Here is a 12,879-nt window from a genome sequence, read left to right on the forward strand (position 1 = left end):
CTCACCGGTCACAACCTCCCATTACCGGGTCCAGCGAGGCGCCACCGGCGATCACGTCGGCGATCAGGCCGCCCTCGGCCATCGCCGGGAGCGCCTGGAGGTTGACGAAGCTCGGCTCCCGGTAGTGCACCCGGTAGGGCCGGGTCCCACCGTCGGAGACCGCGTGCACGCCCAGCTCGCCGCGGGGTGACTCGATGCCCACGTACACCTGGCCGGGCGGGACGCGGAAGCCCTCGGTGACCAGCTTGAAGTGGTGGATCAGCGACTCCATCGACTGACCCATGATCTTCGCGACGTGCTCGAGCGAGTTGCCCATCCCGTCGACGCCGATGGCCAGCTGGGCCGGCCAGGCGATCTTCCGGTCGGCGACCATCACCGGTCCCGGCTTGGCCAGCCGGTCCACCGCCTGCTCGACGATCTTCATCGACTCGCGGATCTCGGCGAGGCGCACCTGGTAGCGGCCCCACACGTCGCCGCCGGTGTGCGTCGGGACGTCGAACTCGTACGTCTCGTAGCCGCAGTACGGCATGGTCTTGCGCAGGTCCCAGGCGAGACCGGCGGAGCGCAGCACCGGGCCGGTCACGCCGAGCGCCAGGCAGGCGGTCACGTCGAGCACCGCCACGTTCTTCGTACGCTCGGTCCAGATCGGCTGGCCGGAGAGGAGGTCCTCGTACTCCTTGAGCCGCTTGGGCAGCAGTGCGAGAAGCTCGCGGATCTTGATGATCGCGTCGTCCGGCACGTCCTGCGCCACGCCGCCGGGGCGGACGTACGCGTGGTTCATCCGCAGGCCGGTGATGAGCTCGAAGATCTCGAGGATGTACTCCCGCTCGCGGAAGCCGTACAGCATGATCGAGATGGCGCCGAGCTCCATGCCCGTGGTGGCCAGCCAGACCAGGTGCGAGGAGATCCGGTTGAGCTCCATCATGAGCACGCGGATGGTGTTGGCCCGCTCGGTGATGTCGTCCGTGATGCCGAGCAGCTTCTCCACCGCGAGCGAGTACGCCGTCTCGTTGAACAGCGGCGCGAGGTAGTCCATCCGGGTCACGAAGGTGCTGCCCTGGACCCACGTGCGGTACTCGAGGTTCTTCTCGATCCCGGTGTGCAGGTAGCCGATGACGGAACGGGCCTCCCGGACCGTCTCGCCCTCCAGCTCCAGGACCAGCCGCAGCACGCCGTGCGTGGACGGGTGCTGCGGACCCATGTTGACGACGATCCGCTCGTCGTTGATCGGGTCGGTGCCGGAGACTACCGAGTCCCAGTCTCCACCGGTGACGGTGAAGACCTTGCCCTCGGTGGTCTCCCGCTCGGTCGCGTAGTTGGAAGTGGTCACTGGTACGACCTCCACTTGTCCGGGCCGCTGGCGGTACTGCGAATCTCGGCGCCCGTCACTGGTACGACCTCCGCTTGTCCGGCGGTGGAATCTCGGCGCCCTTGTACTCGACCGGCACACCGCCGAGCGGGTAGTCCTTGCGCTGCGGGTGCCCCTCCCAGTCGTCCGGCATGAGGATCCGGGTCAGGTTGGGGTGACCGTCGAAGACGATCCCGAACATGTCGTAGGCCTCGCGCTCCTGCCAGTCCGCCGTCGGGTAGGTCGCGGTGACGCTGGGCAGGTGCGGGTTCTCGGCGGGTACGGCGGCCTCCAGCCGGACCCGGCGGCGGTACGTCATCGAGGTGAGCTGGTAGACCACGTGCAGCCGGCGCTCGTCCGCGCCGAGGTAGTCCACGCCCGACACCGAGGAGCAGAGCTCGAAGCGGAGCGCCAGGTCGTCGCGCATCACCTGGCAGACCTCGGCGATCCGCTCGGGGCGGACGTGCAGGGTCAGCTCGCCCCGGTCGACCACGACCTTCTCGATCGCGTCGGCGAAGCCCGGGTACGCCTCCTCCAGCGCGTCGTGGACCTCGTCGAAGTAGCTCCCGAACGGCCGCGACGCGCCCGTGATCGGCTGGCGCGGGCGGACCAGGCCGCCGAAGCCGGAGACGTCGCCGGAGCCCTGGTTGCCGAACATGCCGCGCCCGGCCGGGCTGGACGGCGGGTGCTCGGCGGGGGCGCCGCTGGTGGCCCCGGCGGGGGTCACCGGCACGGGCACACCGCCGCCGTTCGGCTTGTCGTGAGGTGAGGTCACTTCTTCATGCCCCCGTACTGCTGAAGATGGTTCTGGGTCTGCATCCAGTTCTCGATCCGCAGCTGCTCCTCGCGGCCCTCACGGACGGCCTTCGTCCACTCGGCACGGCGGGTCTTGTCGCTGCGGTACGACGACGGCATCGAGCCGTAGGGGACGACCGGGACGTCGCCGCGCTCCTTGCGCGCCTCGAGCATCCGGCGGCCGTTCGGACCCAGCGGCTCGTGCATGATCTTCTCGCGGAGCTTGAGGATCGCGTCGATGAGCATCTCCGGCCGAGGCGGGCAGCCGGGAAGGTACATGTCCACCGGCACCACGTGGTCGACGCCCTGCACGATCGCGTAGTTGTTGAACATGCCGCCGCTGCTGGCGCAGACGCCCATGGAGAGCACCCAGCGCGGCTCCGCCATCTGGTCGTAGATCTGGCGCAGCACCGGGGCCATCTTCTGACTGACCCGACCGGCCACGATCATCAGGTCCGCCTGGCGGGGCGAGGCGCGGAAGACCTCCATGCCCCAGCGGCCCATGTCGTAGTGCGGGCCGCCGGCCGCCATCATCTCGATGGCGCAGCAGGCGAGGCCGAACGTGGCGCCCCAGACGGACGACTTGCGGGACCAGTTGACGAGCTTCTCCACCGAGGTCAGCAGGATGCCGGCGGGGAGCTTCTCCTCGATGCCCATCTGACGTTCCTTCCTCAGTCCCAGTCCAGGCCGCCGCGCCGCCACACGTAGGCGTACGCGACGAAGACCGCGACGATGAACAGGACCATCTCCACGAAGCCGAAGATCGGCAGGGCGTCGAACGAGACCGCCCAGGGGTAGAGGAAGATGATCTCGATGTCGAAGACGATGAAGAGCATCGCCGTCAGGTAGAACTTGATCGGGAAACGCCCGCCGCCCACCGGCTGCGGACTGGGCTCGATGCCGCACTCGTACGCCTCGAGTTTGGCCTTGTTGTAACGCCGGGGGCCGGCGAAGCGGGCGGCGGCCACGGAGAACAGCGCGAACGCCGCGGCGAGGGCGAACAGCCCGATGATGGGTGCGTAAGGCGAGAGCGACATCTTCTTCTCCTGCTCGTCCTTCCCTGCCCTCGTTGACGAGAATCACACTATTCACGTCCCCCGAAGCCTTCGCCGCCGGGGGGCGGGTCCGTCCATCCCGTCCGGTCCCTTCGCAGGTCACCGGCCGTCGATGTCACACCGCTGGGGCCACCTTCGTCATCGCATTGATGACCCGGTCCATCGCGTCCCCGCCGCGCGGGTCGGTCAGGTTGGCCAGCAGCTTGAGTACGAAGCGCATCAGCGTCGGATGCGGCATGCCGTGCTTCGTCGCCAGCCGCATGATCTCGGGGCGACCGATGAGCTTCACGAAGACGCCACCGAGCCGGTAGTAGCCGCCGAAGCGCGCCTTCAGCTCGGCCGGGTACGCCTGCAACGCCCGCTCGCGTTCGACGCCGGCCGGCCGGGCCAGCGCCTGCACGACGACCTCCGCGGCGAGTTCGCCGGACTCCATGGCGTACGCGATGCCCTCGCCGTTGAACGGGTTGACCATGCCGCCGGAGTCACCGACCAGCAGCACCCCACGGCTGTAGTGCGGCACCCGGTTGAAGCCCATCGGCAGCGCGGCGCCGAGGATCGGACCGTCCGCATTGGCCTCGTCGGTCATCCCCCAGTCGTCCGGGGTGTTCGCCAGCCAGTCGGTGAGCAGGCGACGGTAGTTGGTCTTCCCGAACGCGGAGGACGAGTTGAGCACGCCGAGGCCCACGTTCACCCGGCCGTCGCCGAGACCGAAGATCCAGCCGTAGCCGGGGAGCAGGTTCTCCCCGCTCTCCTTGCTCCGCAGTTCGAGCCAGGACTCCAGGTAGTCGTCGTCGTGCTTGGCCGGCGAGCGGTAGTAGCGCCGCACGGCCACCCCGATCGGCCGGTCCTCGCGCTTGGCCAGCCCGAGCGCGAGCGGGAAGCGGCCGGAGACGCCGTCGGCCGCGACCACGAGCGGGGCGTGGAAGGTGGCGGGGGCCTTCTCCGGGCCCACCTCGGCCTGGACGCCGATCACGCGGTCGTCGGCGTCGAGCACCGGGCCGATGACGTTGGTGCCCGTGCGCAGCGTGGCGCCGGCGGCGATGGCCCGCTCGGCGAGCAGCTGGTCGAAGTCCATCCGGGTGCGGACCAGGCCGTAGTTGGGGAAGCTCGCGAGATCGGGCCAGTCCAGCTCCAGCCGGATGCCGCCGCCGATCACCCGCAGGCCCCGGTTGTGCAGCCAACCCGCCTCGGGCGACGTGTCGACGCCCATCCTGAGCAGCTGGCGCACGGCGCGCGGGGTCAACCCGTCGCCGCAGACCTTCTCCCGGGGAAACTCGGTCTTCTCCAGCAGCAACACCCGCACCCCGTGCTGGGCCAGGTGGTACGCCGTGGCCGAGCCACCGGGACCGGCGCCCACGACGATCACGTCGGCGTCATGCTCCACCGCGGACATCCGCGCCTCCTCCCGCCTGCTCGTGAAATGCTTCACAAGCCAACCGCTGGGAGTCTATGACCGACGTCTCATCCGCGCTTGACCAGGGGTGCCTAAGTTGCGGATGTGACACCTGGGAGCGCATCGAGCGCGCTCGGTGTCAGGGCGGCTCGACGTGGATCCCGTCGAACCGGGGCGCGCACCCGGCGGCGATCCGGCCACCGGACCTAGGCGCGGCTGGGGGCGTCGAGGCCCGCGTCGACACGGATCGTTTCGGGGAGGTGGTCGCGCAGCGCGCCGCCCGCGGCGCGGTCGAGCGCGGCGAGGACCTCGGCCACCACCTGACGGACGTCCGCCGGATCGGCGCCGGCCAACTCCCGCAGCTGCGCGATGAGTTCGGCCGCGTCGTCGTCGGTGGCCTGCACCCGGTCCGCCGGCTCTGGTCCCGTCATGGGGGCGAGCTTACGGCGCAAAGTGGACTAAAAACGGATGTTCACGAAAATCTGCCGAGGCGTGCGACGCGGCGAGTTACTCGCGGACCGCCCGGTGCAGGGCGACGATGCCGCCGGTCAGATTGCGCCAGGCCACCTTCTGCCAACCCGCCGCACCGACCTTCGCGGCGAGCGCCGCCTGATCCGGCCAGGCCCGGATCGACTCGGCCAGGTAGACGTACGCGTCGGGGTTGCTGGAGACCGTGCGCGCCACCGCCGGCAGCGAGCGCATCAGGTAGGAGAGGTAGACGGTGCGGAACGCCGGGTTGACCGGGGTGCTGAACTCGCAGACCACCAGCCGACCGCCCGGCCGGGTGACCCGGGCCAGCTCACGCAGCGCGGCATCAGGGTCGGTGACGTTGCGCAGCGCGAAGGAGATGGTCACCGCGTCGAAGCTCCCGTCGGCGAACGGCAGCCGCAGCGCGTCCCCGGCCAGCAGCGGCACGCTGGGCCGGCTGCGCTTGCCGGCGTAGAGCATGCCGAGCGAGAGATCAGCACCGACCGCGTACGCCCCGGACTGGGCCAGCTCCTCGGTGGAGACCCCCGTGCCGGCGCCCACGTCGAGCACCCGCTCGCCGGGGCGCAGCCCGAGCGCGGCCCGGGTGGCCCGCCGCCAGGGCCGGTCCTGCCCGAAGGAGAGGACCGTGTTCGTCAGGTCGTAGCGCGCCGCCACGCCGTCGAACATCGCGGCGACCTCGTGCGGCTGCTTGTCCAGGCTGGCGCGCCGGCCGTGTGGGGTGCTCACCCCTCCACTCTGCCAGCCACCCTCGGCCCGGCGGCCGGTGGGTTCGGCGTACGCGAAGGGGCGGGGTGGCCTGCGCCACCCCGCCCCGTTCAGTGGTACGCGTCAGTCGGTCGACTTCTCGTCGCCCGGCGCCACCAGCACGACCCGGCGCCGCCGCGCCGCGAAGAGCAGCGCGCCACCGGCCAGCAGGATCGCCCCGCCGATGCCGCCGATCAGGCTGACCTGCACACCGGTCACCGGCAGACCGCCGTCACCGCCACCGCCACCGCCCGGCGACGGGGTCGCGGTGGCGCCCGGCGTGGGGGTCCCGGTCGGCGTGACCGTGGGCGTCGGGGTCGGGGTCGGGGTGGGCTGCCCCGGCAGCTCCACGAACGCCTCGAAGATGGCCTGGTTGTCGCCGAGGTCCACCTCGGTGAAGGTCCTGCGCTGCTGCGCGGTGGCGAGCCGCGGCTGCTCCGCCGCCGGGCCCTCGGCCGCGTCCAGCCCCTGCGCGAAGAGCTCACCCTCCTTGAGCACCGGCTCGGTGACGTCCTCGCCGACCTTCACCCGGACGTCCGCGGTGTAGTACTCGCCCGGCTTGAGCACCGCACCGGTGTCCTCGCAGAGCAGCTGGGCCTTGCCGACGACCTGCTGTTCGAGGCAGCCCTCCGGCTTCTGCACGAAGCTCACGCCCGCCGGCACGGTCAGGACGTACGAGATGCCCGTCGCCTTGCGGCTGCCGTCGTTGTAGACGGCCCAGTCCAGCGGCACCGTCTCGCCGCGCGGCACCGGCTTCAGATTCGGCTCGTCCTGGACCGCGCCATTCACCACGACGTTCGCCTGCACGTCCTGCACCCAGGAGGTCAGGTCGTAGCCGGGCTTCGTCACGGTGAGGTCGTGCTCGACCTTGTCACCGGTCGCGTTGGCGGCGATGACCTCGACCGTCAACGTTCCGGCAGCGCCCTTGCCGCCCTTGGAGAAGAGCGGGATGCCGAAGTCCTCGGTGGTCCCGCCGCGCAGGTCGCCGAGGACGCAGGTGAAGGCGGTACCGGTCAGGTCGCAGCCCTCCGGCACGACGAAACCGACCTTCTTCGGCTTCAGCCCCGCCGTCTCGACCTTGACCGTGACACTCTTCGCGTCGACCGCGCTCGAATTGGCCACCTGGAACTTCATCGGCTTGGCCTTGGCCTCCTTGACGCCCTTGGCCAGGTCGTAGCTGAGCGGGACGAGGGCGAGCTCTGCCTGGTCGTCGGCGTGGGCCGGGGCGGCCACGGCGGCCAGGCCGCCGACCACGATCAGGGCCACGGCCCCGGCGCGCGCCAGGGCGGAGCGGTGGAACGGTCTCATTGGTCCCCCGGGGGTGAGGAGAAAGGAAGAGCGTAAATAGAGGTGGCTTCACGAACCCGAGCGGACGTTATCGAACGCCGATGTGCCGCGCCAGCATCGCCGCTGCGAATTCATCCGTCCGTCCGGGGTGGGACGAACGGTGCGGCGGGGATGATCACCCATCCCGCCGCGCCACCCGCATCCGCCGAGCCGTCCCCGCGGCTGCGGGTGCCGGGCCTCAGGCCGCTGGCTGCTCGTCCTGCGGCGCGACCAGCACCACCCGGCGCCGGCGTGCGACCAGGATCAGCACGACACCGGCGAACAGCACGGACACCCCGATCCCCCCGATGAGTCGGGCCTGCGGACCGGTCACCGGCAGACCGCCGACGTCGCCACCGCCGCCACCCTCGCCGGGTCCGCCGCCGGCGGCGGCCGTGACCACCGCCGCGAACTCGTCGGTGTTGTCACTGGCATCGACATCGTCCGGGATCGGCGGCAGGTTGGACACCTTGCGCACGTACGAGGGCAGGGCGGCAGCCCGACGCGCCGCCTCCTCATCCGGGGGGCGGGTGAAGTTGGTTCCCGACACCGTCACCGTGCCACCGGAGTAGGTCGCCGGCGCGTCCAGATCGGAGGCGACCCGGACCGGGAAGAGGATCTGCACACCCTCCCGCGACGTCAGGTTGCCGGGCTCGATCAGGCAGGTCATCGTCCGCAGATCGGCGCTGGTCCCGCAGTCACCGTCGCGCTCCTCGAAGGTGAGGCCCGCCGGCACCGTCATGCGCAGCGACAGCGTCATCGCGAACCAGTCGCCCTGGTTGACGACGTACGCGGAGGCCACCGTCCGATCGCCCGGATTGAGCGGGGCGGACTGCGGGTCGTCGTCGAACGCGTCGGCGGGATCGATCTCGCGGGTGATGTCCGGCGCCACGACCGTCAGGTCGCCGCCGCTCACCGTGGCGAGTTCGATCACGTGCTCGGCACCGTTGTTCGCCGGATCGGCGTCGGTCAACGGCTTCCCGTCGCTCCACGGCGTGACGGAGACCGCCAGCGTCGCCCGGTACGCCTCGGTGAGCTGGTCGGTGGTCTTGATGACCAGCAGCGGCAGCTCGACCGTCTCCCCCGGCCCGGGGATCTGCTCCCCGCGCAGCGGGCAGCTCCAGCGCTCGTCCTGCTCGTCACCGTCGACATCGCACTCGTCGAGCAGCGGGTCGATCCGCACCTTGCCGGAGTCGACGTCCCCGGCGTCGTAGTCGAGCGCGAGGAGGTCGGGCGTCACCGTGCCGTGATTGCTGACCTTCACCACGGCGATCTTGTCGGTGCGGTTCGCGGCGAGCCGGGTGCCGACGACGGTGACCCCAACGTCGACGACCGGCTCCTCGGCGTACGCGGGCAGCGCCGGAACGACGAGACCGGCGGCGGCCAGCAGGACGACGACGCCTGCCACGGGTGAACGGCGGAAGGGTGTCATCGGTCCCCCTGGGCCGGGAAGGAGAGGAGCAGCCTGCGGACCGAGCGGACGTTATCGAACGTCGATGCGTTACGCCAGCGCGAGGCGGGGAATTCGTCCGTCCGTACCGGTCGCCTCGGGCGGTGTGGGCGCAACTGTCACCCGCACCGCCCACTGCACCCCGGCCGATCTGAACGACCCCAGAAGCGGGACCTGCCCTCCCGGCCACGCCTCGCCGTACCGGCGTGGCGGACCGCGGAACGCGTCAGTTCGCCTGGACCAGCGGCAGGGACTTGCCGACGCCCCCACCGGGCAGGGCGATCGAGGAGAAGTGCGAGACCACCCGGTCGTCGGTCGGGTCGTCCTCCGGCGTCCAGTGCACGGCGAGCCGGTGGTAGAGGGTGTCCCGCTGGGCCGGGATCCGGCCGGCCGTACGGATCATCTCGATCAGCTCGTGCAGGTTGGACCGGTGCCGGGCGCCGGCCGAGGAGATGACGTTCTCCTCCAGCATGATCGAGCCGAGGTCGTCGACCCCCATGTGCAGCGCGAGCTGGCCGACGTCCTTGCCGGTGGTCAGCCAGGAGGCCTGCAGGTGCGGCACGGTCTCGAAGAAGAGCCGGGCCACCGCGATCAGGCGCAGGTACTCCAGCCGGGTCGCCTGGGTACGCCCCTTCAGGTGGTTGTTCTCCGGCTGGTACGTCCACGGGATGAAGGCGCGGAAGCCGCCGGTGCGGTCCTGCACGTCACGGATCATCCGCAGGTGCTCGATCCGCTCGGCGTTCGTCTCGCCGGTGCCCATCATCATCGTCGCGGTCGACTCGAGACCCTGCCGGTGCGCCAGCTCCATGACCTCCAGCCAGCGGTCGCCGGACTCCTTCAGCGGAGCGATGGCCTTACGCGGCCGCTCGGGCAGCATCTCCGCGCCCGCGCCGGCGATGGAGTCGAGACCGGCCGCCTTGATCCGGGCGATCGCCTCGTCCAGGCTCACCCCGGAGACCTTCGCCATGTGCAGGATCTCGCTCGGGCCGATCGAGTGGATCGCCAGCTGCGGGTAGGCCTGCTTGACCGCGGAGAAGAGCTCCTCGTAGTACTCCACGCCGTACTCCGGGTGGTGCCCACCCTGGAGCATCACCTGGGTGGCGCCCAGGTCGACCGCCTCGCCGCAGCGACGCAGGATCTCCTCCGTCGAGTGGCTCCAGCCCTCGCTGTGCTTCGGCGCGCGGAAGAAGGCGCAGAACTTGCACGCCGTCACGCAGACGTTCGTGTAGTTGATGTTGCGGTCGATCAGGTACGTGACGATGTTGTCCGGATAGCGGCGACGGCGCACGGCGTCGGCCGCCTCACCGAGGGCGTGGAAGGGCGCGTCGGTGTAGAGGAGCAGAGCCTCCTCGGGCGTGATCCGCCCGCCGTCCGCACCGCGCTGCAGGATGTCGTCGATCTCCCGGCTCACCATCACCCCCCGAGCCTACGCCGACCGGCGGATACGGCCTTGGACGGGCGTTCCGGCCGATGAGTGCCCCGAGCCCGGCGGCCAGCAAATCAATTTCAAGATCAGAAACAAGATGTACTCGCCTCGTTGACAAACTTAGGCGACATTCATCTCTATCATATTTACAAACTCCGCTCATCTCCCGGAGGCAGCAATGGGCGACGACGAGCTGGCCCTGAGCATCACGACTCGGTGCCGGGAGGCTGGAGGCCTCACTGAGGCAACTCTCGGCGAACTGCGAGACGAACTCGGTTACAAGAAGCTGGGCCGTTGGGTACTCGCCGAGATCGCGGACGCGCTCAAAGCAGCGGGGCTCGGATTCTTTCCTCCCGACCGGCTCAACGCCGAACTGAACGCCGAGCCACGCCAGTGGCAGACGGTCTGGATCTACCAACGTGATGGCGGGGCACGAGCGAGGGTGATCGACGCCGTTCTTCAGCCCGACGAATGTGATGTGCGAGGCGTACTGGACGGGCTCGGAGCTGGCAACCTGACAGCGCTCAGCCCCGCAGAACGCCTCAGGCGCATTCGCGAGATCGTCAACGCCTGAGCGACCGACAGCCAAGACCTGACGAAAGGAGGTGGATGATGAGCGCTCACATATTCGTGGACGAGACCAAGGAGCGGGGACTTCTCGTCGCCGCCGCCGTCGTCCTCACACGAGATCTCGCACCCGCCCGCAAGGTGATGCGCAGCCTCATCCTGCCCAACCAGCGCCGAATTCACTTTCACAAGAACGTGACGACAGACGCCGGCAGACCGTCGGTGCGATCAACGGGATCGGTGTACAAGCGGTGATCTTGGATGCAAGTGACCACCCGAACATGAAAGCCGCTCGCGACGCGAGCCTGGTGCGACTTGTCGCCTACGCCGGCAAGATTGGCGCAGCACGGCTGGTCATTGAGCAGGACGACTCGACTATCAAGGCCGATCGCCGACTCTTGTTCGATGAGGTTCAGAAGGCTGGGCTGTCCGACACGGTCCGGTACGACCACCTACGCGCCCACGAGGAGTGTCTGCTCGCGATCCCCGACGCGCTGGCGTGGTGCTGGGCCAAGCGTGGACGCTGGAGGGCGGCCGTTCAGCGGACGGTCGTCGAGTCATATCGGCTGTGAAACGCGAAACCCGGCCCACCCACCGTCCGGAAGGCTGCCGGGTCCACTTCCAAGGGCTACTGCTCCTGGCGGTTAAAGCCTACCTGCACTCATCGTGGCCTACAACCTGCGCGAGACATCGTCCTCACGCGTCGTAGTCGACCACGAGCCTGTCGGTGACCGGGCTCGACTGACACGTCAGCACGTAGCCGGCCGCGATCTCGTCCGGCTCCAGGGCGTAGTTGCGGGCCATCTCGACCTCGCCCTCCACCACCTTCGCCCGGCAGGTCGAGCAGACGCCGCCCTTGCAGGCGTACGGCAGCTCGCCGCGAACCTTCAACGCGGCGTCCAGCACCCGTTCGTCGCGGCGCATGGTGAGGCTCGACGAGCGCCCCTCCAGCACGATCGTCACCTCCGTGCCCGCGCCCGCCTCGTCGGCGGGGCGGCGCGGCGGCTCCGGCGGCGCGTCGACGTGGAACAGCTCCGTGTGTACCGCCGACTCCGGCACGCCACGCGCGCCGAGCGTCTCCCGGACGTCGAGCACCATGCCGTACGGGCCGCAGAGGAACCACTCCTCGATGTGGCCACCCGGCACGATCGTCTCCAGCAACCGGCCCATCCGGTCGGCGTCGATCCGGCCGGAGAGCAGCGGCGACTCGCCCTGCTCCCGGGAGAGCACGTGCACCAGGTGCAGCCGGCTGGGGTACCGGTCCTTCAGGTCGGCCAGCTCCTCGGCGAACATCACGGTGTTCGTCCGCCGGTTGCCGTACACCAGGGTGAAGGTGCTGGCCGGCTCGACGGCGAGCGCCGTCGCGACCAGCGCCAGCACCGGGGTGATGCCGGAGCCGGCGACCACCGCGCCGTAGTGGCGGGCGCGACCCGGGTCGAACGCCGACGTGAAGTGACCGAGCGGGGGCAGCACCTCGACGGTCTCGCCGAGCCGCAGCTCCCCGCAGGCAAAGGTGGAGAAGGCCCCACCGGGGACCTCCCGCACGCCGATCCGCAGCCGGCCGTGCCGGGCCAGGTCGTCCGGGGTGGAGCAGATGGAGTACGACCGGCGCACGTCGGTGTCGTCCTCGGCGATCCGCCGGACGGTCAGGTGCTGCCCGGCCCGGAACGCGAAGGTGTCCCGCAACTCCTCGGGCACGGCGAAGGTGATCGCCACGGCGTCGTCGCTGAGCCGGTCGACCGCGGCGACCGGGAGCGGGTGGAAGACGGGCCGGCGACGGACCGGTCGGGTGATGGTGACAGTCACAGCGCCTTCAGGTGGTCGAAGGGTTCGGAGCAGGAGCGGCATCGCCAGAGCGCCTTGCACGCGGTGGAGCCGAAGCGGCTGAGCTGCTCGGTCTCCGGCGAGCCACAGCGGGGGCAGCGCAGGGTGAGGGTGAGGGGTACGACCCCGGGCCGACGCACCGGCTGCGGCGGCGCGATCCCGGCGGCGGCCAGCTTCGACCGGCCGGACTCGGAGATCCAGTCGGTGCTCCACGCCGGGGAGTGGACGGTGCGGACCTCGGCGTCCGGGTGCCCGGCCACGTTCAGCGCGCGGCGGATGTCGGCGCGGATCACGTCCATCGCCGGGCAGCCCGTGTACGTGGGGGTGATGGTGACGACCACCCGGCCGGTCGCCGGATCCTCCTCGACCGACCGCAGGATGCCCAGCTCGTCGATGGTGAGCACCCGGATCTCCGGATCCACCACCGCGGCCGCCGCCTCCCTCGGATTCACCGGTGCCCCG

The 12,879-nt window shown here is 70.1% G+C and carries 15 protein-coding genes; 3 read left to right on the top strand and 12 right to left on the bottom strand.

From position 1 onward, the window contains the following. Position 1: 1 nt before the first annotated feature. The 10 genes from D7147_RS03295 to mqnC all read right to left on the bottom strand — a co-directional run bounded on the left by D7147_RS03295 (position 2) and on the right by mqnC (position 10,017). Complete coding sequence (locus D7147_RS03295; RefSeq protein ID WP_120673719.1) at positions 2–1,330, bottom strand: NADH-quinone oxidoreductase subunit D; 1,329 nt, start codon at positions 1,328–1,330, stop codon at positions 2–4. Positions 1,331–1,385: 55 nt separating this feature from the next. Beyond that, positions 1,386–2,123, bottom strand: coding sequence for an NADH-quinone oxidoreductase subunit C (locus D7147_RS03300; RefSeq protein ID WP_120673720.1), 738 nt, complete (start codon positions 2,121–2,123; stop codon positions 1,386–1,388). After that, positions 2,120–2,800 carry a NuoB/complex I 20 kDa subunit family protein gene (locus D7147_RS03305; RefSeq protein WP_120673721.1) on the bottom strand — a complete coding sequence of 227 codons (681 nt, stop codon included), beginning with the start codon at positions 2,798–2,800 and terminating at the stop codon, positions 2,120–2,122. The genes D7147_RS03300 and D7147_RS03305 overlap by 4 nt, the downstream gene beginning before the upstream one ends. Before the next feature lie 14 nt (positions 2,801–2,814). Further along, positions 2,815–3,180, bottom strand: a complete 366-nt coding sequence (locus tag D7147_RS03310; RefSeq protein WP_076469129.1) for an NADH-quinone oxidoreductase subunit A — start codon at positions 3,178–3,180, stop codon at positions 2,815–2,817. A gap of 133 nt (positions 3,181–3,313) precedes the next feature. Then, positions 3,314–4,591 carry a geranylgeranyl reductase family protein gene (locus D7147_RS03315; protein WP_120673722.1) on the bottom strand — a complete coding sequence of 426 codons (1,278 nt, stop codon included), beginning with the start codon at positions 4,589–4,591 and terminating at the stop codon, positions 3,314–3,316. Positions 4,592–4,797: 206 nt separating this feature from the next. Further along, positions 4,798–5,022, bottom strand: coding sequence for a hypothetical protein (locus tag D7147_RS03320; protein WP_120673723.1), 225 nt, complete (start codon positions 5,020–5,022; stop codon positions 4,798–4,800). A 76-nt stretch (positions 5,023–5,098) separates the two neighbouring features. After that, positions 5,099–5,806: a demethylmenaquinone methyltransferase gene (locus D7147_RS03325; protein ID WP_120673724.1), complete on the bottom strand. Its 708-nt coding sequence runs from the start codon at positions 5,804–5,806 to the stop codon at positions 5,099–5,101. A 102-nt stretch (positions 5,807–5,908) separates the two neighbouring features. Beyond that, a complete protein-coding gene (locus D7147_RS03330; protein ID WP_120673725.1) occupies positions 5,909–7,132 on the bottom strand; it encodes an LPXTG cell wall anchor domain-containing protein in 1,224 nt (407 codons plus the stop codon). A gap of 217 nt (positions 7,133–7,349) precedes the next feature. Continuing rightward, complete coding sequence (locus D7147_RS03335; protein ID WP_147437322.1) at positions 7,350–8,582, bottom strand: hypothetical protein; 1,233 nt, start codon at positions 8,580–8,582, stop codon at positions 7,350–7,352. A gap of 244 nt (positions 8,583–8,826) precedes the next feature. Beyond that, entirely contained in the window at positions 8,827–10,017 is a 1,191-nt protein-coding gene (gene mqnC / locus D7147_RS03340; protein WP_120673727.1) for a cyclic dehypoxanthinyl futalosine synthase, read from the bottom strand. A gap of 187 nt (positions 10,018–10,204) precedes the next feature. On the opposite strand from mqnC, the gene D7147_RS03345 reads away from it, so the two are divergent. Genes D7147_RS03345 through D7147_RS03355 form a run of 3 tightly spaced genes read left to right on the top strand, consistent with a single transcriptional unit; the run spans position 10,205 to position 11,165 of the window. Next, positions 10,205–10,600, top strand: coding sequence for a hypothetical protein (locus tag D7147_RS03345; RefSeq protein WP_120673728.1), 396 nt, complete (start codon positions 10,205–10,207; stop codon positions 10,598–10,600). Positions 10,601–10,638: 38 nt separating this feature from the next. Further along, positions 10,639–10,848, top strand: a complete 210-nt coding sequence (locus D7147_RS03350) for a hypothetical protein (RefSeq protein ID WP_158609264.1) — start codon at positions 10,639–10,641, stop codon at positions 10,846–10,848. Positions 10,849–10,850: 2 nt separating this feature from the next. Beyond that, positions 10,851–11,165, top strand: coding sequence for a hypothetical protein (locus D7147_RS03355; protein WP_147437323.1), 315 nt, complete (start codon positions 10,851–10,853; stop codon positions 11,163–11,165). A gap of 124 nt (positions 11,166–11,289) precedes the next feature. On the opposite strand, the gene paaE is transcribed toward D7147_RS03355, so the two are convergent. Continuing rightward, on the bottom strand, positions 11,290–12,399 hold the full coding sequence (gene paaE / locus D7147_RS03360; protein WP_120673731.1) for a 1,2-phenylacetyl-CoA epoxidase subunit PaaE: 1,110 nt from the start codon (positions 12,397–12,399) through the stop codon (positions 11,290–11,292). Continuing rightward, entirely contained in the window at positions 12,396–12,869 is a 474-nt protein-coding gene (paaD, locus tag D7147_RS03365) for a 1,2-phenylacetyl-CoA epoxidase subunit PaaD (protein WP_120673732.1), read from the bottom strand. Before paaD ends, paaE begins: the two co-directional genes overlap by 4 nt. Between the last annotated feature and the right edge of the window lie 10 nt (positions 12,870–12,879).

Origin of the sequence: Micromonospora musae, assembly GCF_003626545.1 — a bacterium.
GTDB lineage: Bacteria > Actinomycetota > Actinomycetes > Mycobacteriales > Micromonosporaceae > Micromonospora > Micromonospora musae.

Bases quoted from the DNA above. Each gene is read 5' to 3' on its own strand.
- D7147_RS03305 (WP_120673721.1), bottom strand. From the start codon at position 2,800: ATGGGCATCGAGGAGAAGCTCCCCGCCGGCATCCTGCTGACCTCGGTG.
- D7147_RS03310 (WP_076469129.1), bottom strand. From the start codon at position 3,180: ATGTCGCTCTCGCCTTACGCACCCATCATCGGGCTGTTCGCCCTCGCC.
- D7147_RS03315 (WP_120673722.1), bottom strand. From the start codon at position 4,591: ATGTCCGCGGTGGAGCATGACGCCGACGTGATCGTCGTGGGCGCCGGT.
- D7147_RS03320 (WP_120673723.1), bottom strand. From the start codon at position 5,022: ATGACGGGACCAGAGCCGGCGGACCGGGTGCAGGCCACCGACGACGAC.
- D7147_RS03330 (WP_120673725.1), bottom strand. From the start codon at position 7,132: ATGAGACCGTTCCACCGCTCCGCCCTGGCGCGCGCCGGGGCCGTGGCC.
- D7147_RS03335 (WP_147437322.1), bottom strand. From the start codon at position 8,582: ATGACACCCTTCCGCCGTTCACCCGTGGCAGGCGTCGTCGTCCTGCTG.
- D7147_RS03345 (WP_120673728.1), top strand. From the start codon at position 10,205: ATGGGCGACGACGAGCTGGCCCTGAGCATCACGACTCGGTGCCGGGAG.
- D7147_RS03350 (WP_158609264.1), top strand. From the start codon at position 10,639: ATGAGCGCTCACATATTCGTGGACGAGACCAAGGAGCGGGGACTTCTC.